16 protein-coding genes are annotated in these 21,897 nt (G+C 72.9%); 4 read left to right on the top strand and 12 right to left on the bottom strand.

Features of this window, described 5'->3' with window-relative positions; all coding sequences use genetic code 11:
- Positions 1–115 precede the first annotated feature (115 nt).
- Both GEV10_04845 and GEV10_04840 read right to left on the bottom strand, forming a co-directional pair.
- Positions 116–808, bottom strand: coding sequence for a DUF2993 domain-containing protein (locus tag GEV10_04845; protein MQA77797.1), 693 nt, complete (start codon positions 806–808; stop codon positions 116–118).
- Positions 808–1,071: a MoaD/ThiS family protein gene (locus GEV10_04840; GenBank protein ID MQA77796.1), complete on the bottom strand. Its 264-nt coding sequence runs from the start codon at positions 1,069–1,071 to the stop codon at positions 808–810. The genes GEV10_04845 and GEV10_04840 overlap by 1 nt, the downstream gene beginning before the upstream one ends.
- Before the next feature lie 126 nt (positions 1,072–1,197).
- Between GEV10_04840 and GEV10_04835 the strand changes: the two genes are divergently transcribed.
- Together GEV10_04835 and mshD are read left to right on the top strand one after the other, a co-directional pair.
- Complete coding sequence (locus GEV10_04835) at positions 1,198–1,911, top strand: DNA-binding response regulator (protein MQA77795.1); 714 nt, start codon at positions 1,198–1,200, stop codon at positions 1,909–1,911.
- Positions 1,908–2,795 (top strand): mycothiol synthase, encoded by an 888-nt coding sequence (gene mshD, locus GEV10_04830; protein ID MQA77794.1) that lies wholly within the window; start codon positions 1,908–1,910, stop codon positions 2,793–2,795. Before GEV10_04835 ends, mshD begins: the two co-directional genes overlap by 4 nt.
- 12 nt (positions 2,796–2,807) lie before the next feature.
- On the opposite strand, the gene GEV10_04825 is transcribed toward mshD, so the two are convergent.
- The 3 genes from GEV10_04825 to GEV10_04815 all read right to left on the bottom strand — a co-directional run bounded on the left by GEV10_04825 (position 2,808) and on the right by GEV10_04815 (position 6,539).
- On the bottom strand, positions 2,808–3,806 hold the full coding sequence (locus GEV10_04825) for an inorganic phosphate transporter (protein ID MQA77793.1): 999 nt from the start codon (positions 3,804–3,806) through the stop codon (positions 2,808–2,810).
- Positions 3,807–3,840: 34 nt separating this feature from the next.
- Entirely contained in the window at positions 3,841–4,458 is a 618-nt protein-coding gene (locus tag GEV10_04820; protein MQA77792.1) for a DUF47 family protein, read from the bottom strand.
- Between the two features lie 104 nt (positions 4,459–4,562).
- The gene (locus GEV10_04815; GenBank protein MQA77791.1) at positions 4,563–6,539 is read right to left on the bottom strand and encodes an acetoacetate--CoA ligase; all 1,977 of its coding nucleotides are present in this window, start codon (positions 6,537–6,539) and stop codon (positions 4,563–4,565) included.
- 62 nt (positions 6,540–6,601) lie between these two features.
- On the opposite strand from GEV10_04815, the gene GEV10_04810 reads away from it, so the two are divergent.
- Complete coding sequence (locus GEV10_04810) at positions 6,602–7,609, top strand: polyprenyl synthetase family protein (protein MQA77790.1); 1,008 nt, start codon at positions 6,602–6,604, stop codon at positions 7,607–7,609.
- A gap of 7 nt (positions 7,610–7,616) precedes the next feature.
- Here the strand turns inward: GEV10_04810 and GEV10_04805 are convergent, their stop codons facing one another.
- Positions 7,617–8,153 (bottom strand): gamma carbonic anhydrase family protein, encoded by a 537-nt coding sequence (locus GEV10_04805; GenBank protein MQA77789.1) that lies wholly within the window; start codon positions 8,151–8,153, stop codon positions 7,617–7,619.
- A 232-nt stretch (positions 8,154–8,385) separates the two neighbouring features.
- Between GEV10_04805 and GEV10_04800 the strand changes: the two genes are divergently transcribed.
- Positions 8,386–9,174, top strand: coding sequence for a serine protease (locus tag GEV10_04800; GenBank protein MQA77788.1), 789 nt, complete (start codon positions 8,386–8,388; stop codon positions 9,172–9,174).
- Positions 9,175–9,252: 78 nt separating this feature from the next.
- Here the strand turns inward: GEV10_04800 and GEV10_04795 are convergent, their stop codons facing one another.
- The 6 genes from GEV10_04795 to GEV10_04770 all read right to left on the bottom strand — a co-directional run bounded on the left by GEV10_04795 (position 9,253) and on the right by GEV10_04770 (position 21,808).
- Complete coding sequence (locus GEV10_04795) at positions 9,253–12,111, bottom strand: S8 family serine peptidase (GenBank protein MQA77787.1); 2,859 nt, start codon at positions 12,109–12,111, stop codon at positions 9,253–9,255.
- The gene (locus GEV10_04790; GenBank protein ID MQA77786.1) at positions 12,108–13,328 is read right to left on the bottom strand and encodes a hypothetical protein; all 1,221 of its coding nucleotides are present in this window, start codon (positions 13,326–13,328) and stop codon (positions 12,108–12,110) included. The genes GEV10_04795 and GEV10_04790 overlap by 4 nt, the downstream gene beginning before the upstream one ends.
- A gap of 8 nt (positions 13,329–13,336) precedes the next feature.
- Positions 13,337–14,560 (bottom strand): peptidase S8, encoded by a 1,224-nt coding sequence (locus tag GEV10_04785; GenBank protein ID MQA77785.1) that lies wholly within the window; start codon positions 14,558–14,560, stop codon positions 13,337–13,339.
- Positions 14,561–14,589: 29 nt separating this feature from the next.
- Positions 14,590–17,031 (bottom strand): hypothetical protein, encoded by a 2,442-nt coding sequence (locus GEV10_04780; GenBank protein ID MQA77784.1) that lies wholly within the window; start codon positions 17,029–17,031, stop codon positions 14,590–14,592.
- Between the two features lie 247 nt (positions 17,032–17,278).
- Positions 17,279–20,227: an AAA family ATPase gene (locus tag GEV10_04775; GenBank protein MQA77783.1), complete on the bottom strand. Its 2,949-nt coding sequence runs from the start codon at positions 20,225–20,227 to the stop codon at positions 17,279–17,281.
- 93 nt (positions 20,228–20,320) lie between these two features.
- Positions 20,321–21,808, bottom strand: a complete 1,488-nt coding sequence (locus GEV10_04770; protein MQA77782.1) for a rhamnulokinase — start codon at positions 21,806–21,808, stop codon at positions 20,321–20,323.
- Positions 21,809–21,897: the final 89 nt, after the last annotated feature.

Here is a 21,897-nt window from a genome sequence, read left to right as displayed (position 1 = left end):
ATCGACCGCGCGGCGCTTGGTGAGCGCGATCGCGAACATGGAGCCACTGTACCCGTCGTGCCCGCCCTCCGTCGGCGGTCCGTCCGCATGGTGGACGAGCCGCCATTCGGTGACGTCAGCGGGGCATGGTGACGTTCGTGCCCGTCACGGTGAGGTCGAGACCGTCGTCGGCCACGGCGAGGCCGGTGATCGCCGTGCCCTCGGGCACGTCGGGCGACAGGGTGAGCGTGAGGTTGTCGCGGACGAGGGCGGTGATGGCGGCGCTCGGGATGCCGCCGAGGAAGTCGACGGAGCGAGGTTCGAGCCGCACCTGGCCGTCGCGCAGGCTCACCCGGACGACCGCCTCGAACTTCGGCCGCTGGCCGAGCACCTCGACCTCGCCCGACAGGTGCACGGTGCGCCTCGACGTGCCGTTGCGCTTCGCCTTGATCCCGGCGGGCAACGCCAGGGAGCCGTACGGCAGCGTGCCGGTCATGCGCAGCGAGCCGGCGGTGGCGGCGGCGACGTCGCGCTCGTTGCTCACGTACGCCGGCGCGCGGAGGTCGGACAGCACCATCTCGACGTCCTCGACGCGGGTGTCGCCGAGGGTCGCGCGGTCAGCGGTGACGGTGACCCGCTCGTACCGTCCCGACCCCCACTGGGTGAGGAACGGGAAGCCGGCGACGTCGACGTCTGGGGTGGTGCCGAGCTGCCCGGCCAGCGACTCGGCGGCGCGCTTCTCGACGTTGTAGTCGACCACCCGGTCGGCGCCGACGGCGAGCGCCAGGAGGACGACGAGGGCGACGAGCATCCCGACGAGCGCGCGCATCAGCAGCCGCCCGCGAACGGCGGGAGCGCCTCGACGGTCATGCCGTCGCGCAGCTCGACGGAGCCGGTCGAACGGGCGCCGACGGGGGTGCCGTCGACGAGGAACGAGCAGTACGAGAGCACCGCGACGAAGCGCTCGTCGAAGCCGTGCCGGTCGCGCGCGTGGTCGAGCATCTCGGCCAGCGTCGCGGCCTCGTAGCTCTCCTCCGCGGTGCCCGCGGCATCCCTGGCCGCCGCCCAGTACCTGATGGTTGCGGTGCTCACCTCGCTATCCTCGCCTATCAACCGTGCAGATGGTGACCAGCCCGACTCGAAGGCAGCCGCTCGCAGGTCACGTGGCCCGCGAGCACCCGCTACCTTCGAGTCGACTGGTCACTACGAGGAGGACCCATGGGTATGGTCATGATGCTGACCAACGCCTCAGGCCCCTCTGCCGAGGTGCTTCCCGCCCTCGCGCTGCTCCCCCACACGGTGCGCGTCGTGTCGGCCGAGGCAGCCGCTCTGATCGACGCCCCGACCGCCGACGTGGTGCTGCTCGATGCGCGGCGCGACCTCGTCCGGGCGCGCGGGCTGTCCCGGGTGATCCGCGCCACCGGCCTGCGGTGCCCGCTGCTGCTCGTGGTGACCGAGGGTGCGCTCGCCGCGGTGCACGCGGACTGGGGCGCCGACGACGTCGTCCTCGACACGGCGGGACCGGCCGAGGTCGAGGCACGGATCCGGCTGGCCGTCGGGCGTACGGAGGGCGACGGCGAGGACTCCCCGGGGATCGTCCGCGACGGCGACCTCACCATCGAGGAGTCGACCTACACGGCCAAGCTGCGCGGTCAGGCGCTCGACCTGACGTTCAAGGAGTTCGAGCTGCTGAAGTACCTCGCGCAGCACCCGGGCAGGGTGTTCACCCGCGCGCAGCTGCTGCAGGAGGTGTGGGGCTACGACTACTTCGGCGGCACCCGCACCGTCGACGTCCACGTGCGGCGACTGCGCGCCAAGCTGGGGTCCGAGCACGAGTCGCTGATCGGCACGGTGCGCAACGTCGGCTACCGCTTCGTCCCGGCGCAGGACGCGCCCGGCGGCGAGAAGTCGCCGCGTACCGTACCGGGGTGAGCGAAACGCGTGTGGTGACCGCCGACCGGCTGACCGCCGAGCAGGCCGACCGGGTCGAGGAGATCGCCGGGTCCGCGCAGGCCGCCGACGGCGTCGCGCCGCTGGGCGAGCAGTTCCTGCTGCGCCTGCGCGGCGACGGTGACGGCGTGACGCACCTGCTCGGCCACCGCGGCGACGAGGTCGCCGGGTACGCGCAGCTCGATCCCCACGATCCCGCCGGTGCCGCCGGCGAGCTCGTGGTCGCCGCGGACGCGCGGCGACACGGCGTCGGGCGTGCGCTCGTGGCGGCGGCGGAGCGGACGGATCCGCGGCTGCGGGTGTGGGCCCACGGCGGACTGCCCGCGGCCGCCGCGTTCGCCGAGCGGCTCGGCTTCGCGCCGGTGCGGTCGTTGTGGCAGATGCGTCTGGCGCTCGCGGACGTCCCCGACCTCCCCGAGCCGGTGGCGCCGGACGGTCTGACCGTCCGGCTGTTCCGTCCGGGCGCGGACGAGCGGGCGTGGCTCGAGGTCAACGCGAGGGCGTTCGCCTCCCACCCCGAGCAGGGTCGCGTGCAGCTCGCCGACCTGGAGGCGCGCGAGCGCGCGGACTGGTTCGACCCCGAGGGCTTCTTCCTCGCCGAACGCGACGACCGGCTGGTCGGGTTCCACTGGACCAAGGTCGAGGACGGCGTCGGCGAGGTCTATGTCATCGGCGTCGACCCCGGCGAGCAGGGCACCGGGCTCGGCAAGGTCCTCCTGCTGACGGGGCTCGCCCACCTCCGCGACCGCGGGCTCGACACCGTGACCCTCTACGTGGAGTCGGACAACACCGCCGCCGTCGGCCTGTACCGAAAACTCGGCTTCGTCCACGGCGGCACCGACACGATGTACGCCCGCCGCGCGTGAGACGCGCAGCGGTCAGGCACGGGTGATGAGGTGGGCGATCCAGTAGACGATCGCCGCCACGATCGCCGAGGCAGGGATCGTCAGCACCCAGGCGGTGACGATGTTGCCCGCGACGCCCCACCTGACGGCGGACAGCCGCTTGGTCGCGCCGACGCCCATGATCGCCGAGGTGATCGTGTGGGTGGTCGAGATCGGTGCCGCGAACACGAAGGCCGTCGTGTAGAGCACCGAGGACGCCGTCGCCTCGGCGGCGAAGCCGTGCGGCGGGTCGAGCTCGATCACCCGGCGGCCCAGCGTGCGCATGATCCGCCAGCCGCCGGAGTACGTGCCGAGCGAGATCACCAGCGCGCTGGAGACCGTCACCCAGACGGGGACCTTGAAGCCGGTGTGGTAGCCGGTGGTCACCAGGGCGAGGACCATGATGCCCATCGTCTTCTGCGCGTCCTGCAGGCCGTGGCCGAGCGCCATGGCGGCGGCCGAGACGGACTGGGCCACCCGGAACCCTCGGTTGAGCTTGCCCGGCGGATACCTCCTGAACCCCCAGAGGATCCCGAGCATGACGAGGTAGCCGAGCAGGCCGCCGACGATCGGCGACGCGATCATCGGGATGAGGACCTTCTCGACCACGCCGTGCCAGAGGACGGGGCTGCTGGCCGCCAGCGCCGCGCCGATCATGCCGCCGATGAGAGCGTGGGAGGACGAGGACGGCAGCCCGAAGTACCAGGTGACGAGGTTCCAGGCGATCGCCCCGACGAGTGCCGCGAACACGATGACGAGCCCGTGCGGGCCCTTGGGCGTCTCGATGATGCCCCTGCCGACCGTCTCGGCGACCTTGGTGCCGAGGAACGCCCCGATGAGGTTCATGACGGCGGCCATCGCGAGAGCCACCCGTGGCGTCAGGGCCCGGGTGGAGACCGACGTCGCGATCGCGTTGGCGGCGTCGTGGAACCCGTTCGTGTAGTTGAAGAGCAACGCGACAGCGAGGACGACGACGAGGCCGGCGAACTCCATTACGCGCGCCCGCCCTTCGCCGCAGGTCGCACGCTCACGACTCCTTGACCGCGATGGTCTCGACGGTGTTGGCGACGTGCTCGAACGCGTCCATCGCCTGCTCGAGCTGGTCGACGACCTCCTTCAGCTTGAGCACGGTGAGCGCGTCGTAGTCGCCGCCGAAGAGCTTGGCGAGCAGCCGCCGGTAGATCTGGTCGCCCTGGTTCTCCAGCCGGTTGACCTCGATCCAGTACTCCTCGAGGTCGCGCATCGCCTTCAGCCGCGGCATCGCCTCGGCGGTGAGCTCGGCGGCCCGTTCGAGCACCTCGACCTGCGCGATCATCTCCTTCGGCAGCTCCTCGAGCTGGTACAGGACGATGAGGTCGGCCGCGGCCTCCATGAAGTCGAGGACGTCGTCCATCTCGCCGGCGAGCCGGTGGATGTCCTGCCGGTCGAACGGCGTGACGAACGTCTGGTTCATCCGCTTCATGATCCGGTGGACGCAGTCGTCACCCGCGTGCTCGCAGGCCCGCATCTTCTCGGCGATGGCCGCACGGTCCGCGCCGTCGTTGAACAGGTCCACGAGGAGCCTGGAGCCGACGAGGATGTTCTTGGCCGACTCGGTGAACAGCTCGTAGAACGTCTGGTCTCGCGGCGTAAGCCGTATACGCACGTCTTTAGCTCCTATGAACGGGGCGGTTACGCGTTGGGCATGTTAGGGCAACAAGTGGTTACGCGCCCACCCGGCGACAATGGTCACACGGGCGGCGGGCGGGGTCAGCAGCGGACTCCCAACCTCTCGTATTCCACGAGCGACTCGGGGTTGACCAGGGCACCCTTCGCCGCGGCCTCCTCGACCGGTGTGCCGGTGAGGATCCGCTTCACGGGCACCTCGAGCTTCTTGCCGGACAGCGTGCGGGGGACGGCGGCGACCTGGTGCACGTCGTCCGGGACGTGCCGGGGCGACAGGGCCGTGCGCAGCTCGGTGGCGATGCGCCTGCGCAGCCCGTCGTCGAGGCTCACGCCGTCGGCGAGCACGACGAACAGCAGCAGCCGTCCCGCGGGGTCGTCGCCGCGCTCCAGGTGCACGACGAGGCTGTCGACGACCTCGTCCATCCCCTCGACAACGGTGTAGAACTCCGCCGTGCCGAGCCGCACGCCACCCCGGTTGAGCGTGGCGTCGGACCGCCCGGTGATCAGGCAGTGGCCGTCGGCGCCGATCGTGATCCAGTCACCGTGCCGCCACACGCCGTCGTAGGTGTCGAAGTACGCGTCGCGGTAGCGGGACCCGTCGGTGTCACCCCAGAAGCCGACCGGCATCGACGGCATCGGCGCGGTGATCACCAGCTCCCCCTGGCGCCCGATCGTCGGCGCGCCCTCCTCGTCGTACGCCTCGACGCGCGCGCCCAGGCACCGGCAGGGGATCTCCCCTGCCCGGACCGGCAGCAGCGGCACGGCGCCGACGATCGCGGTGCACACGTCCGTGCCGCCCGACACCGACGCCAACTGCAGACCGGGCGTGTCGTCCTGGTCGGCGACGTGCTCGTACACCCAGTGGAAGCCCTCGGCGGTGAGCGGCGCTCCGGTGGATCCCATGCCGCGCAGACGTGAGATGTCGGCGACCTCACGCGGCTCGATCCCCTCCTTGCGGCACGCCATCAGGAAGGGCGCGCTCGTACCGAAGTACGTCATCCCCGTCTCGCCGGCGATCCGCCACAGCTCGCCGAGGTCAGGGTGCCCCGGGTTGCCGTCGAAGAGCACGATCGTGGAGCCCACGAGGAGACCGGACACGAGGTAGTTCCACATCATCCAGCCGGTGGTGGAGAACCAGAAGAACCGCGAGCCCGGCCCGAGGTCGGAGTGCAGGGCGAGGATCTTCAGGTGCTCGAGCAGGATGCCGCCGTGCCCGTGCACGATCGGCTTCGGCAGGCCGGTGGTGCCGGAGGAGTAGAGCACGTAGAGCGGGTGGTCGAACGGCACCGGGTCGGTGACCGGCTCCGCCGGCTCGGCGAGCAGTTCAGCCCAGCCCACGGTGTCCGGCAGGTGCGCGCCGGGATCGAGGTAGGGCACGAGGACGGTGTGCGCGAGGCCGGGCAGCTCGGCACGGATCGCCGCGATCTCCGCGGACTTGTCGACGTCCTTCGCGCCGTAGCGGTAGCCGTCGACGGTCACCAGCACCTTCGGCTCGATCTGCCGCCACCGGTCGACGACGCTGCGGCTGCCGAACTCCGGCGCGCACGAGGAGAACACCGCGCCCAGGCTCGCCGTCGCGAGCAGCAGGACGGTCGCCTCGGGGACGTTCGGCAGGTACGCGGCCACCCGGTCACCCCGACCGACGCCCAGCCTGCGCAACCCGGCGCGCGCGCGTCCGACCTGGTCACGCAGCTCCGCCGCCGTGAGCTCGACGGGCCCGCGGGACTGCGACCGTGCCACGATCACCACGTCGTCGTCGGCGACGCCTGGCATCCGCAGGGCGTGCTCGGCGTAGTTGAGCGTCGCGCCCTCGAACCACCTGGCACCGGGCATCGTCCGGCCGCTCAGCACCGCCGTGTACGGCGCGTGTGAGCGGACGTCGAAGTAGTCCCACAGCGACGACCAGAAGCCCTCGAGGTCGTCGACCGACCAGCGCCACAACGCGGCGTAGTCGGCGAAGGCAAGGCCGCGGGTGCGTTCGAGCCAGCGCAGGTAGTCACCGATGCGCGAGGTCTCGAGTACGTCGTCGGGTGGACTCCAGAGCACCGCGGGGTGGGTCATGGTCCCCATCTTGGCCAATCCCGTACGTCACGGCCAACGGGAGCGCACGTACGCTGCGAGGCGTGACCCACGTCCCCGCGGTGCTCGGCGCGGCGCGCACGGCCGTCCGACCCGCGATCCGCGCCGCGGTGGAGCGACTGGAGTCGCCGCTGCGGGAGGTCGTCGGCTACCACTTCGGCTGGCTGGACGAGCACGGCCACCCGCACGACGGTGGCGCGGGCAAGGGGCTGCGACCTGCGCTCGCCCTGCTCGGTGCCAGGGCCGCCGGCGGGTCGGACGCCGAGGCGATCCCACCGGCGGTCGCCGTGGAGCTGGTGCACAACTCCTCGCTCGTGCACGACGACCTGATCGACGGCGACGGCGAGCGGCACCACCGTCCGACGGTGTGGGCGGTCTTCGGCATGCCGGCCGCGGTGCTCGCCGGCGACGCGCTGCTCACCCTCGCCCACGAGACCGTCGCGTGCGACGCGGGACGCGCCGAGGCGGCCGGCCGTACGCTCGCCACGGCGACGCGGCGGATGCTGACCGGGCAGGCCGTCGACATCTCGTTCGAGCGGCGCGCGGACGTCGCCGTCGACGAGTGCGTCGCGATGGCCGAGGCGAAGACGGCCGCGCTGCTGTCCGCCGCCTGCTCCCTCGGCTCGCTGTGGGCGGGCGGGTCACCGGCACTCACGACCGCGCTGGGCGACTACGGCCACCACCTCGGGCTGGCGTTCCAGTTCGTCGACGACCTCCTCGGCATCTGGGGCACGCCGGACGTCACGGGCAAGCCCGTGCTCACCGACCTGCGGACGCGGAAGAAGTCGCTGCCCGTCGTGTACGCGCTGCGGTCGGCGGGTCCCGAGGCCGCCGAGCTGGCTGCCTCGTATGCCCGTCCCGACCTCGACGAGGACGGGCTGCGCCGCTGCGCCGACCTCGTGGTGGCGGCAGGCGGCCGCGACTGGGCGGAGCGCGAGGCCGCGACCAGGCTCGACCTGGCGCTCGGCGCACTCGACGCCGTCCCGCTCGCCGGCGACGTCCGCGACGAGCTGCACGAGGTGGCGCACTACGTCACGACGCGCAAGCGCTAGGCCCACCTCACCAGGTGGCGGTGCGGTGGCGGTCGGCGCGGCCGACGTACGAGCGCCAGGTGCCCTCGAGCATGGTGAGCTCCTGGTCCTTGAGCGGCCTGAGCACCTTGGCGGGGACGCCCGCGGCGAGCATGCCCGGCGGGATCACGGCGCCGGGGCGGACGACCGCGCCGGCGGCCACGAGCGAGCCCGCGCCGACCTCCGCGCCGCCGAGGACGATCGCGCCCATGCCCACGAGCGACCCCGCGCCGATGCGGGCGCCGTGCACGATGGCGCGGTGCCCGACCGAGACGCGGTCCTCGAGGACGGCGGGCTGGCCCGGGTCGGAGTGCAGGCAGGAGAGGTCCTGGATGTTGACCTCGTCGCCGATGACGACGTCCTCGTCGTCGGCGCGCAGGACGCAGCCGTACCAGATGCTCGACCTGGCCCCGATCGTCACTCGACCGACGAGGACGGCGCCGGGAGCGACCCAGGCCTCCTCGTGGACCCGTGGCCGGTGCTCACCCAGCGTGCCGATGTGTACCGCCGATTCGTCCGCACTCATGGGCCCACACTGTACGAGGCACCGTTCCGGCCACTACGGACTGTGGCGGACGCCACCCGTACTTGACCGATCTCCCACAACTCGGTGTAGTGGGCCGATTGCCCTCAGTCGAGTACGGCGCCGACCCCCCACGGCGCCACGCATCCCCGGGAGGACGCCGATGCGTCGCAAGGCACGAACCCTCACGACCGCGCTGCTGGCCACCGTGCTCGGCGGCGCGCTCACCCTCGGCATGGCCACGGGCTCCGCAGGTGCCGCGCCCCGTACGGACCAGCCGAGCACCGACCGGGCCGCGGTCGACTTCCGCGGGATCGTGAAGCTGAGCAACTGCTCGGGCTCGGTCTTCCGGTTCGCCGACTCGGCCGACGACGCGAAGGCGCTCGTCCTCACCAACGGCCATTGCGTCGACGGCATGCCGGAGCCCGGCGAGGTCATGACGAACGAGCCGTCCACCAGGACGTTCCAGCTGCTCAACGCGGCCGGTGACGACACGGTCGGCACGCTGACCGCCGACCTGCTGGCGTACGCCACGATGACCGACACCGACGCCGCCGTGTACCGGGTCGAGGAGACGTACGCCGAGCTCAGGTCGGAGTACGACACCGAGGCGCTCACCCTCGCCGAGTCCCACCCGACCGCGGGCACCGACATCAAGGTCGTGTCGGGCTACTGGGAGGAGATCTACTCCTGCGGCATCGACGGGTTCGTCCCCCAGCTCAAGGAGGACGGCTACGTCGCCAAGGACTCCATCCGCTACACGCCCGGCTGCGACACCATCGGCGGCACGTCCGGCTCGCCGGTGATCGACGCCGCGAGCAACGAGATCGTCGGCGTCAACAACACCGCGTACGAGAACACCGGCGCGGACTGCAGCCTCGACAACCCGTGCGAGGTCGACGAGGCCGGCAACGTCACGGTCGTCCCCGACGCCCGCTACGGCCAGCAGACGTACCACCTGCGCGACTGCCTCACCCCGGCCGGCGAGGCCCGCGGTCGGGCCGCCTGCGAGCTGGCGGCCTGACCCCTCGACGCCGGGGCGTTCGCACCCGTGAGGGGCACCCTCACCGCACCCTGGCACTGTGAGGGTGCCCGTCACGGGTCACCCGCCGGTCGCCGGTAGCTCGACGTTCGCGGACGTCACGGCGTCGGCGGCGACGGTCACCGTGACCGACGTCGAGGCGTAGCCGGCCATCGCGGCGGTGAACGCCTGCTCACCCGTCGCCGCGGAGAACAGCCGGTACAGGCCGTCGCCCAACGCCGGGTCGTCCGGCGTCGCCACCGTCGTCGCCCGCGCCTGCGGGTCGGCGTCGGCCGTCACCGTCGCTCCGACGAGGCCCTCGCCGCCGGTCGCGGTGACCAGGCCCGTCACGAGCCCACCGGCCACGGGTGAGCAGTCGTGCTGCCCGACGAAGACGTCATCGAGCTGCCACCACTTCGACCAGCTGCCGACGTACCTGAAGCGGACCCTGACGTCGGCCTGGTGCGCGGCGGTCGGCAGCCCGACGACGGGACTCGCGGGACCGCGGAGACCGGGGAAGCCGGCCCTGCGCCAGACCGTGGTCCACGTCGTGCCGCCGTCGACGCTCACGTCGACGGTCGCCGTCGAGTTGACCGCGGGCTCGAGGTCGCTCGCGAACCGCACGACCGGCCGCGTGACGTCCGACAGGTCCATCGCCGGGGTGGTCAGCGTCGTGTCCTGCACGTGCCGCGCCCCGGTGTGGTCGCTGTCGACGATCGCGGCGTTCCCCGTGCCACCGGTGTCGTTGGGGCGGTCACCCGGGTTCGTGAACTGCCAGCCGGGCGTGTACGCCCAGCCGGGCTGCTGCACCGGGTCGGTGTTCGCGACGCGCCAGCCCGCCGGCACCGTGGTGGCGTCGAACGCCTGCGTCGTGCCCGACCGCTCGGCGCGATAGCCGAGCGCGGTGCAGGCGAGGGCGTCCACGGCGAGGTCGACGTCCTTCGCGACGTCACCCGACGCGACGTCGACGGTCTCGCTTGCCTCGGTGTAGCCGGGGTCCTGTGCGACCACGCGCACCGTGTACTCGGTGTCCGGCAGCACAGCGAGGCGATACCGGCCGGTGACCGGGTCGGAGTACGCCGACACCTTGTGCCCGTCAGCGTCGGTCGCCGTGACCTTCGCGTACAGGGGCCAGCCGTGACCGGAGCCGTCGCCCACGACACCCGCAACGTCGACGCGCTCGGTCGGCTGCAACGTCACGTCGTGCCGCGCCGACTCGCCCGTCGTCACCACGACGCCGGTCGCGTCGTGCGGCTCGTGGCCGTACGCCGTCACGCGGACCTCGTACGAGCCGGCGAGTGCGGGGAACCCGTAGCCGCCCTCGACGTCGGTCGTCGCCGTGCGCTGCGACGGCCCTGACGCCGTCACCGTGGCGCCGACGATCGGCGCGCCTGCCGCGTCGGTCACGCGCCCGGTCAGGGTGCCACCGAGCTTGCCGAGCTCGACGAGCGCCAGCACGTCGAGCCGACCCTCGCCGTAGACGTTGTTGTCGTCGGCGGTGCCGCCGCAGGTCAGATCGGAGGTGTCGACGGCGGTCTCGTCGAGCAGTGCCCGCGTCCCTTCGACGTCGCCGACGAGCCCCGGCACCGCCGACCAGAGCAGGGCGACGGCACCCGCGACGTGCGGGGCGGCCATCGAGGTGCCGGAGATCTGCTGGTACGTGCCACCCGGCCACGCCGATCTGACGCCGGCGCCCGGCGCGGAGATGTTCGGCTTCACCTCACCGTCCTGACCCGCGCCGCGGCTGGAGAACGGGGCGATCCTGTCGGCGGAGTCGGTGGCGCCGACCGCGTACGTCGCCACCCTGCTGCCGGGTGAGCCGCTGGAGGCGCAACCCTGTTCGCCGTTGTTCCCGTTGGAGAACACCCCGAAGATCCCGGAGTCGCCCCATGCGAGGAGGACGTCCTCCATGAACGGGTCGTTCGTCGGCGTCGACGTGCCCCACGAGTTGTTGACCACGTTCGGGCGCTTGGCGGGGTCGGCGTTCGCTCCCTGCAGGTCGGTGGGCGCCAGCATCCACTGACCGGAGTCGATGAGGGTCTGGTCCGACGCGCAGCAGCCGTTGGCGGCGATCCACGTCGCGCCGGGGGCGACGCCGACCTGGTTGCCCGCACCGTCGTCGCCGACCATCGTGCCCATCGTGTGCGTGCCGTGGCCGTTGCCGTCGGCGGGCGCATCCGGGCTCGTGGTGCCGGTGTCGAGCCAGTTGTAGTCGTGGTCGACCTGGCCGGGACCGGTGTAGCCGCGGTAGTGCGTCGCCAGCGCCGGGTGGTCGTACTGGACGCCGGTGTCGATGTTCGCGACCGTGATGCCCTCACCCGTGGCGCCGTACGTGCTCCACACCTCCGGCGCGTGGATGCGCGAGACCCCCCACTCCGCGGCACGCGGCTGCTTCGCCGCCGGGCGCGACTCGACCGGCTCCACCGGCCGGTACTCGCGCGGCTGCCGCACGCTGCCCACCTCCGACATCGCCGCCATGCGCAGCGCGAGCGCCTGCGAGCCGTCGCGGACGAGGATCGCGTTGCTGACCCAGAACGCCTCGTACGTCACGTCGTCGGCGTCGAGCCGCTGCCGTACCCGGCGCTGCGACTCGGTCGCGACCTTCCTGAGCTCGTCGTGGACGTACGCACCGCGCTTCGCCCAGTCGTCGATCCGCCGCGCCTCGCTCGTGTCGGCGCGCTCGGCGAAGCGGATCCAGAAGTCCTGCCTGCCGTCCTTCGCGAACGCGGTCTCGAGCCGGTTCTCCACCTTCGCGCGAGGGTCGGGTGCCTTCGTGAGGTCAGCACCCGCCGACGCGGGCGCCAGCATGCCACCGACGAGGGAGACCAGGCACAGCATCGCCGCGGCGACACCGAACCTGCGCAGGGACCTCACGGGTCGTTGCCGCACGGTGGACCTCCTGGGGGTGTCGTCGTCGCTCCGCATGGCTCGCCGCCTCATCGCTCGACGCAGCTCAGGTGCGCGACCATCTGCCGAACCTCGGAGACGGTCGAGCCGGGGTTCCTCGTGGCCGACCCGACCGCCCAGACGTCGTCGGGTCCGGTGCCGTCGATGTCGTTCGCGAAGTAGTGGAGGCCGTACTCCTGGCGGCCCGGCCACGCGGTGAGGGTGGCCTCCTCGCCGTCCCAGCGCAGCAGCTCGCCCGGGTCACCGCCCGGTCGGTTGACCACCGCCCAGACGTCGGCGGGCCCCGCGGTGTAGACGCCGGTGAGCACCGCCGGTCCGGTGTCGGGCAGGTCGACCCACCGCCAGCTCTCGCCGTCCCAGTGCCCGAGAAGCGGGAGTGCGCGGCCGGACCACTGGCCCGCTCCCTGGAACCCGCTCACCCAGACGTCGTCGGGGCCCGAGCTGCTCACACTCGTGAGCGACCCCAGGGCCACACCGGGCGGGAGCTCGGGCAGGTCGACGACGGTCCACGACGTGCCGTCCCAGTGCTCGACGAGCGGAACGTCCTCGGTGGTGCCGTTGCCGACGTTGCCGACCGCCCAGACGTCGTCGGGTGCCGTGGCCGAGGCGTCCATGAGGGCGGCGTTCGCCACACGTCCACCGGGGTGGTCGGTCGCGGACCACCGCGTGCCGTCCCAGTGCTGGACGACCGCCCCGCTCTCGGCGCCGGCCGCGCTCCCGACCGCCCAGGCGTCCGTCGGGGAGACCGACGCGATCCCGTACAGGGCGACGCTGGTGGTGGACGGCGCGGGCGACGGCGCCAGCGGGGTCCGCGTCCAGCGGCCGTCGTACCAGCGCGTCGCGTAGGGCACCGTCCCGGGTTTGAGGCCGTACACCGAGTCGATGCCGATGACCCAGCCGCTCGTGCCGCTGTCGAAGGACCCGTCGTAGACCGTCGGGTTCATGACCCGGTCCTGCGGGATCTGGCGCTTCATCGGGCGGACCGCCCTGCCGTCCCAGCGCGTGATCGCGGAGATCTCCGGCGTCGCGTTCTCGCCGACCGAGTTCGCGAACCAGACGTCGTCGGGCGCGACGGCGGAGACCCCGCCGTTGGTCAGCTTGCTGTAGCCCGGCGGGTTGGGCGGGGTCTCGACCGCCTGCCATGTCGGCGTGCAGCCGGCGGGCGCGGCGACCGCGGGACCGGCGCCGCCGATGACGGCGGTGAGCACCGTGACGCCGGTGAGGGCGAGGACCGTTCTGCCGATGCGCATGAGATCTCCTAGAAGGCGCCGACGCCGTTGGGGGTGCCCCACCCGGTGGGGCCGTCGTAGCCGCGGACCGCCGTGCAGAGGTAGCTACCGCCGCACACGCCGTTGCTGCCGGAGGTGACGTCGAAGAGGCGGTCCCGCTGCGCACGGAGGCGCGCGCCCGGGGTGATCTCGCCGGCGTTGCCGGCGAGTGCGTACACGCCGGCGACCAACGGTGCGGCCACGCTCGGGCCGCCCGCGGCGACCCAGCCCGGATAGCCGTACGTGACGTAGACGGCGACCGGTGTGTTGCCGTCGGCGACCACCGCGACGTCGGTGACCGTGCGCTTGCCGCACAGTCGGTCCAGTTGCCAGTCGGGCTTGGCGATGTACGCCGAGCACCCGGAGCCCGCGCTCGCCCAGGCCTCCTCGCCCCATCCCCTCGCGCTGTCGTCGCGGTAGAGCGTGGTGCCGCCGACGGCGACGACGCTCGGCAGGGCGGCGGGGACCGTGGCGCCGAACCCCGCGCCACCCGACGCCGCGACGACGACCGCCTCGGGCTGGACGTAGTGATCGCCGAGGTCGGTGAGCATGCCGGCGTACTCGCGGGCGTTGTACGCGTTGCTCACCACGTCGGCGCCGAGCTCGACGGCGGTGTCGACCGCGGCGCCGAGGTTGGGCAGCTGGTTGTCGTCCGCCTCGACCAGCAGCAGCTCGCAGTTGGGACAGGCCGCGGACGCCATCTGCAGGCCGATCGTGGAGCTCGTGGACCAGGTCTGGTCGGGCCGCGGGTAGGCGGTGCCTCCGCGCTGGTCGACCTTGCGGAAGCACGGGAAGTCCGCATCGCACGGCGGCAGGCCGTTGACCTCGCGGTAGACCGCCAGGTCGGCCTCCGCGTTCGGCGCGTCGAACGCCGACACGATCGCGATCGTCTGCCGGGCACCGAGCAGCGCGGACGGCAGCTTGTACGCGTCCTGCAGGTCGGCCGCCGTGAACGGCCGCAGGCCCGCCGCGGTGGCCGACTTGCGTCCCAGCGGCCGGCCCGCACTGTCGACGACGACCGTCGCGTCACAACCGGCCCGCCGTTTCGCCGGTGCCTCGCAGACCTGCTCGGGGGCGATCCCCCGCGGCGCCGCGAACCCCGCCGCGGGCCTGGCCTCGGCCGGCGCCGCACCACCGCCCACACCGAGCGAGACCGCGAGCGCGGCGACGACCAGCCACGCGACCCGCCGGGCCCCTCCACGCCGTTCCGTCATGGCTCCTGCTCCCTTCGCCCGCACCGCGGTCAGTCCCTGAGCCCGTAGGCGCGGATCACCGTCTGGTCGACCGTGTTGCCCGCACGGTCCTCCGCGTGGATCTTCAGCGACACGAACCCGCTGGTCTCGGCGAGCGGCGGGTGTTCGATCGTCACGCCGAACGCGTTGCCGTCGCCGGCCGCCTTCGTGGCGCGGCCGGACTCCGCGGGCCGCCACGTCTCACCGTCGTCGTACGAGACCGACACCGACGCATGCGCGCCGAACGGCTCCGGCGCGTACGCCTGGCCGGTCACGCTGAAGGCGACGTCGAACGACCCACCCGCGCGGGCGGTGCCCGCGTGGTCGAGCGCGAGGTCGTAGACGGGGAAGAGCAGCGGCAGGAATGAACATCTCCTGCTCGGGTCGGGACTGCACGTCTGCGTCTCGGGGAAGGTCGCCTTCGGGTCCTTGCGCGACGAGCGGAACGCCCACGACGTCTCGATGTTCGCGTCGTCCGGATGGCTCGCCCCGGCGTGACGCCACTCCAGCCGGTAGGCCGCCGGGTCGGGGAGGAGAGGCAGCGGCACCTTGATCGGGTTCAGCGTGCCGGTCGGGCCTACCGAGCCGACGTCGAGGCCGGCGCTGTCGAAGGCCAGCTCGCCGTCGCGGAAGAGCCGCAGGTGCGTCTCACGGTGGTTCCACAGGCCGAGGTCAGCGAAGTGCGCGGGATCGGAGTCCCCGCCCTCCATCAGGTAGAGCATGCCGATGTCGTCCTGCCGGCAGGCCGGGCACACGGTGACGCTGTTGGTCGGCGGGTTCGGCATTTGGCTGAGCTTGTTCACGATCGACGGTGCCGGAGAGGGCACCGGCGGACCCTTGGCCCACACCTCGGTGATCCGCTGGCCGTGGGCGATCGTGCGGGGAGCACGGAACCGCTGCACGCAGTCGTTGGCGGTGTAGGCCGACGACCAACTGGTCGCCCCCGGCTCCGCGGTGTACCAGTAGTCCGTGCGGTCCTGCGCGGACGCCAGCGGCAGGGCGAGTGACAGTCCCCCGGCCCAGCGGGTCGACGTCAGTCCGGCACTGAGCTGTCGCTGGTCACAGGTACCGGTCGCGCTGTCGTACAGGCGCGACCGCACCGTCGTCAGGTCCCGCTCCGGAACCCGGTAGGTCAGCGACGACGGGATCCGCCCCTCGCGGGGGAAGTGCAGGAAGTAGGAAGGCGCGGAGGTCTGTCTGCCCTGGGCGTCACGCATCCGGAGCTGCGTGGCGGCCTCGAACCCGAACGTTCCGCGTGTCACCTTCGGCGTGGGCGTCGCCAGGAGACGCGAGGCGCCGAAGCCCGGGTTGTTGTTCGGTGTCACGGCGACGAGCCGCATGGCCAGCATCTCGCCTCCGGCAACGGTGGTGCCGCCGCCGGTCGCGCTCGTCCTGGTGAAGCGCAACGCCTCCCACCGGTAGTTGTGGTCCGCGGGAGTGTCCAGCTCGGCACGTAACGGCACGGCCCTGCGCGCGTCGAGGTGGACCGTGGTGTCGGAGGCGACCCGTACCTCGGGCTTCACCGTGAGGGCGGTCTCGAACGCGTCCGTGGTCGGGATGGCCGTCAGCACGCTGAACGCGAGGCTGTACGTGCCCTGCGGGACGCTGAAGCTCGCCTCGCCCTCCAGGGTGACCAGGAGGCGGGACAGGCGTGCGTCGTCGACGTTCTGGACGAAGCCGAGCGCCACGCCGGGATCGCTGTCGCGGTCGGTGACCCGGACCGTGAGGGTGCGGTACGGGATGCCCTCGGCGCGTGTGGGCTCCGCGAACGGCGACGCGGGCGGGGCGGGCGCTCCGGACGGTGGGGCGAGGCTGATCCGCTCGATGCCGGCGAGCCGGCCGGCCGGGACGCTGGACCGCGCAGCGCGGCTCGACGCCCAGCGGTCGGCGAGCATCCCGCCGAAGCCGGGGGCCTGGGACTTGTCGACCGCCGCCTGCGCCTTGTCACCCGCCGTGCGCTGCACGCGTACGCCCGGCAGGTCGCCCGCCGCGCCGCGCGTAGTCTCCTCGACGGTGACCGGCACGTTCTTGCGGTGGGCGTCGTCGAGCTTCGCCCGCACCAGGTAGCTCACGTCGAACAGCCGCGGGTCGAGGGTGCCGCCGAGGTACGGGACGACGCGGTCGGGCACGACGTACTCGTCGCCGTGCCAGGCGAACTGCACGAACGTCGACGCGTCCGGCTTCGCCTTCCCGTCGGCGCTGGTGAGCACCTCGACGTCCTGCTCCCCGCTCGGTGTGACGTCGAGCCGCACGCGCTCACCCGACACGAGCGTGACCGTCGAGCTCGGCGGCAGGGGGGCACCGGTCGCGGCGGCGTCGTCGCGCGGGACACCGCGCTCGTCGACCGCCGGGTCGGAGCCCTGCGGGTCGGTGTTCGCCGCCGCCCCGCCGGCGGCACCACCGACCGTCAGCAACGCGACGGCCAGCGCCCCGATCGCTCTCCGGATCTTCATGTGGTCTCATCGTCGGCCGATGGGTGCGCGGGCGTCCGTCGTCAGAGCGGCTCGTAGCCGTCGCGGTCGCCGTCCTCCCCGGTCACGCCGTCCGCAGACGCCGCGTCGTCGGGGACGCCGTCGGGCTGGTCGGGCACCGCGTGATCAGGGGGAGGTGGCATGGGCCAAGGCTGTGGCCGCGCCCTGCTCCGTAGCGAGTGGGCAGATGACCCAGTTTCCCGCAGCCCTCCTGCGCTCCGCCCCTCGCTCAGCCCGCGCGCTCTGCCGTGGGTCGTCCGGTGTCGGACGCCAGGCCCGCCTCGACGACCGAGACGGCGAGTGCGGTCCGGGTCGACACGCCGAGCTTGCGCATCGCGCCGTGCAGGTGCCGCGCGACCGTCTTCGGCGACAGGTACAGCTCCGCACCGATCTCGCGGTTCGTCCGGCCACCGATGACCAGGCGCGCCACGTCGAGCTCGCGTGGGGAGAGCTCGTCGCCATACCCTCGCCGCCCCCCGCGCCAGGGACGCTTCACGTCGACGCCGTGCTGCCGCAGCGCGTGCGTCACCCGTGTCGCGTCGGCCACGGCGCCGAGCTCGGTCAGCCCGGCGAGCGCGCCGGTGAGGAGGGCGAGCGCCGCGTCGTCGTCACCGGACGCGAACAGGCAGCGTGCCTGCCGCTCCCGGGCGAGCAGCGCGTCGTACGGGCGCGGCAGCGCCTGCCAGGCCTCGGCGGCGCGACCGTACGCAACGGCCGCGTCCGACGCGTCGCCCGTGGCCTCGGTCAGCAGCGCCCGGCACAGCTCGAGCGCGGCTCCCGCGCTCGGCGCGCCGCGTCCGCCGAGCCCGGCGGTGAAGGCGTCGACCAGCTCGCCGGCATCCGCGACCCGGCCGGCGGCGAGAAGGGTCTGGACGCGGGCGGGCACGATCTCGGTGGCGAGGAACCACAGTCCCTTGGTCCTCATCGCGGTGACGGCGTCGGCCGTCACCGCGAGCGCCTCGTCGACCCTACCGTCGGCGAGATGGACGTGTGCGAGGGCCGCTGCCGGTTCCAGGCTCGCGTCGACCGCGCCGGTGCGACCGGTGTCCGCGAGGATCTGCTCCAGGTGCTCCGCGGCCGCCACCCGTTCGCCGGCCACCGCCAGCAACAGGCCGCGCACGAGGACCGCCTCACGCAGCATCGGCAGGTCGACGCCGTCGAGCTCCCGGTCGGCAGCGCGTTCGGCGAGTCCCTGCCAGTTCCCGGTGAACCAGTCGAGGTGGACGAGGTTCACACGGGCCAGCCAGCGATTGCGAACCAGCTCGTAGCGCTCCGCCATCTCGACGGTCAGCTGGAGCCGGCGCCGCGCCTCCGGGTACCTGCCCCACTGCACGGCCGCGTCGCCGATGTTGAGGTGTGCGCGGACGACGTGCTGGCGCTCGTCCGGCGACGCAGGCTCCTCGGGAATCTTGGCCGCCTCCGCCCAGCCGTCCTCCTCACCGAGCAGCAGCAACGAGGTCACCCGCTCCACCTGCACGCCGAGGCGGTCGGTCGCCGACAGGCGTACCGACGACTTCGCGGCCCGCTCGAGCCAGCGGCGGTGACCGGCGACCGCCTCTGCGGTGCGGCGCGGCCGGCCGAGCAGCAACATCGCCCGGACCGCCTTGAGCGGTGCGTGGGTCAGCAACGGCACGGCCAGCACGAACTCGTCGCCGCACGCCGTGTACTCCTCGAGCCCGCTCAGCGCCCGACCGAGCTGGAAACGCAGCTCGCCCTCGATCTCGCGCGAGTGGTCGCCGGCGGCGAGAGCCGCGCGGAGCACGCGAACGATGTCATGCAACGACGACGGGTGAGCGAGCGCTCCCATGCTGACCTTGTCGAACAACCGGATGAGCGCCCTGGGCGACAGATCTCCGGCACCGATCATGTCGCACAGCAGGTCCGTCGCCGTGGCCTCGTCTCCCGAGGCGAGCGCGAGATCGGCGGCGCGCTCGCCGTACCCGCACCACGTCTCGGTGTCGCCGGCCTCGCGGAAGTGCCGCGCAAGGCGCGCGATCGGTGGCGGGGTGCGCCCTTCGAGCGCCCTGCCCGCACGGGCGTGCAGCGCGCGTCGCTGGGGCGTGGGGACCGCGTCGTAGACCGACCTGCCCGCGAGCATGTGCCGGAACGACACCAGCAGGCGCTCGTCCTCGACGAGCAGCCCGCAGGCGAGCGCGTCGGTCAGGCCCGCCGTCGCGCGATCGCGCTCCAGGCCCGAGGTGGCGATCACCACGGCCTCGTCGGTCGGGTCGCTCAGGACCGCCGCGGCCCGGAGCACGACCTGGGCGTCCGCGCCGAGACGGTACGTGCGTTCGAGCACGGCGTCCCTGACGGTCGGCGGCACCTCGATCTCGTCGAGCCGCCGGCGGACCCACTCACCGTCGCGGCGCACGAGGTCGGCACGGTCGCGCATCAACCGCACCGACTCCTCGACGGCGAGCGGGAGGCCGTCGGTGTGCCCGTGCAGGAACGTCGCGAAGGCGGCGGAGACGTGCTCGCCACCGAGCATCGACGACACCAGTCCTGCCGTCTGGTCGACGTCGAGCGGCTCCAGGTCCAGCCGCAGCTGCGGAGTGCGGCCCCGCAGCCGCGACGAGAGCCGCAGCAGCAGCGAGTCGGCGGGCACGTCCTCGGGACGGTACGAGACGACGAGGCTGAGCTGCTGCGGGTCGTACGACGCGAGGAAGAGCAGGAACTCCTGCGTCACCTCGTCGGCCCAGTGCAGGTCCTCGAGCACGAGCGTGCCGACGTCGAGCCGGCTCAGCAGCTCGGCGAGTGCGCGGAACAGCCGGTGCCGTGACGCCTTCGCGTCGTCGAGCGGCTCCGGTGCGGGCGGCAGCCCGTCTGCCCACTCCGGGAAGACGGGTCGCAGTGCGCCGGCGAGCCCCGAGAGCCCGAGGTCGGCGACGTCGTCGGTCGCCTGCCGTACCGCGTCGACGACGGGGCCGAGGGTGTACGGCTCGCGGAACGGCGGGCAGCCGACGAGGAGCGTGCGGCGCCGGTGACCGTCGTTCCGCGCCAGGAACTCCCGCAACAACCGGGACTTGCCGATGCCGGCCTCACCCGCGACGAGGACGAGCGCGGGTTGCCCGGACAGCGCCTCGACCAGCGCGGCGAGCTCTCCGTCGCGGCCCACGAGGCCGGGCGCCGAGATCGCCGCGAGTCCCTGCCCGCCCCCACGTCCCGTCCCACCGGCCATGGGTCAGCTCCTCGCCGCATGTCGATGTCGGCATTGTCGTCGCCGGCGACGCGCCGCGCCACAACAGCGACGGACCGTGCCGGGTCCGTCGAATCAGCCGGAGCCTGCGGTGCGTGGCACCGATGCGTCCACGGCGTCCCACCGGGAGACGAGGGCGGGACGCGGCTCGTACCGCGTCGTCGGCTGCGTGGCGGCGACGAGACGGCGCAGGTCGGCGAGGTCGCCGAGCCTCCCGAGGGCGCGTGCCTGCACGAGGAGGTTGCCGAGTGCCGTCGCCTCGACCGGACCGGCGACCACCGCCCGGTCGCAGGCGTCGGCCGTGAGCTGGCAGAGCAACGCGTTGCGCGCGCCGCCGCCGACGATGTGGACGATGTCGACGTCGCGTCCGGACAGCCGCACCGCGTCGCGTACGGCCCTGCGGTGGCCGAGGGCGAGGCTCTCCAGCACGCACCGGACGGTCGCGGCAGGGGTCGCGGGGACGGCTTTCCCCGTGCGTCGGCACGCGTCGGCGATGCGCGCCGGCATGTCGCCCGGCGGCAGGAACGCGTGGTCGTCCGGGTCGACCACGGCGGCGAACGCGGGCTCGTCGCCGGCCCGGCGCAGCAGCCACGCGATGTCGGCGTCGAACCCGTCCTCGCGCCAGTGACGCAGGCACTCCTGCAGCAGCCACAGGCCCATGACGTTGCGCAGGTACCTGACCGTGTCGTCGACGCCGCGTTCGTTGGCGAAGTTCGCGGCGCGGCTCTCGTCGCTCAGGACGGGTGCGGGCAGCTCGACGCCGACGAGCGACCAGGTGCCGCACGAGACGTAGGCGAAACGCTCCCCGCTCGCGGGCACCGCGGCGACCGCCGACGCGGTGTCGTGGGAGCCGACCGCGAGCAGCTGCGTCGCCTCGGGCAGCCCGGTGCGGCGGCGGGCGTCGGCCGTCAGCGGGCCGATGCGGTCACCGGGGTGACGCAGCGGGGGGAACAACCGCGCGGGCAGACCGAGGCGTTCGGCGAGGTCCGTCGCCCAGCCGCCGGTGTGGACGTCGAGCAGCGCGGTGGTCGACGCGTTCGTCACCTCGGCGCCGACCTCGCCGGTCAGCCAGTAGGCGAGCAGGTCGGGGACGAGCAGCATTGTGCGCGCGGCGGCGAGCCGGCCGTCCGCGCGTTCGGCCACGAGCTGGTAGACGGTGTTGATCGGCAGGAACTGGATGCCCGTGCGCGCGTACAGCTCCTGCCGCGGCACGACGGACGCGACGTCGTCGACCAGCCCGGCCGTCCGTTCGTCGCGGTAGTGCACGACGTCGCCGAGCAGCTCGCCGTCAGCGTCGAGCAGACCGTAGTCGACGGCCCACGAGTCGACCCCGACGCTCACGACGTCGGCCGTACGCGCCGCGACGGCGAGTCCGTCGAGCACCGCGTCGTACAGCCGCGGGACGTCCCAGCACAGGTGACCGCCGCGGCGGACCGGCTCGTTGCGCACCCGGTGCACCTCGGTGACGTCGAGGACGTCCGCGCCGACCCTGCCGAGCACCACCCGCCCGCTCGCGGCCCCGAGGTCGACGGCCGCACACGTCACCGTCCCGCCCGTGGTCATCGCCCCTCCGGCCCGTGAATCGTTTCAACGGTCCTACCCGAAACGCCCCACCGCCGCAACCCTCCGCGAATGATCACGTTCAGTTGGTG

Source organism: Streptosporangiales bacterium (assembly GCA_009379955.1).
Lineage (GTDB): Bacteria > Actinomycetota > Actinomycetes > Streptosporangiales > WHST01 > WHST01.
Note: the sequence above shows the minus strand (reverse complement) of the source record. Positions and strands in the feature narration are given on the sequence as shown.

Coding starts and splice junctions, on each gene's coding strand:
- GEV10_04845 (MQA77797.1), bottom strand. CDS start 808: ATGCGCGCGCTCGTCGGGATGCTCGTCGCCCTCGTCGTCCTCCTGGCG.
- GEV10_04835 (MQA77795.1), top strand. CDS start 1,198: ATGGGTATGGTCATGATGCTGACCAACGCCTCAGGCCCCTCTGCCGAG.
- GEV10_04825 (MQA77793.1), bottom strand. CDS start 3,806: ATGGAGTTCGCCGGCCTCGTCGTCGTCCTCGCTGTCGCGTTGCTCTTC.
- GEV10_04815 (MQA77791.1), bottom strand. CDS start 6,539: ATGACCCACCCCGCGGTGCTCTGGAGTCCACCCGACGACGTACTCGAG.
- GEV10_04805 (MQA77789.1), bottom strand. CDS start 8,153: ATGAGTGCGGACGAATCGGCGGTACACATCGGCACGCTGGGTGAGCAC.
- GEV10_04800 (MQA77788.1), top strand. CDS start 8,386: ATGGCCACGGGCTCCGCAGGTGCCGCGCCCCGTACGGACCAGCCGAGC.
- GEV10_04795 (MQA77787.1), bottom strand. CDS start 12,111: ATGAGGCGGCGAGCCATGCGGAGCGACGACGACACCCCCAGGAGGTCC.
- GEV10_04790 (MQA77786.1), bottom strand. CDS start 13,328: ATGCGCATCGGCAGAACGGTCCTCGCCCTCACCGGCGTCACGGTGCTC.
- GEV10_04785 (MQA77785.1), bottom strand. CDS start 14,560: ATGACGGAACGGCGTGGAGGGGCCCGGCGGGTCGCGTGGCTGGTCGTC.
- GEV10_04780 (MQA77784.1), bottom strand. CDS start 17,031: ATGAAGATCCGGAGAGCGATCGGGGCGCTGGCCGTCGCGTTGCTGACG.
- GEV10_04775 (MQA77783.1), bottom strand. CDS start 20,227: ATGGCCGGTGGGACGGGACGTGGGGGCGGGCAGGGACTCGCGGCGATC.
- GEV10_04770 (MQA77782.1), bottom strand. CDS start 21,808: ATGACCACGGGCGGGACGGTGACGTGTGCGGCCGTCGACCTCGGGGCC.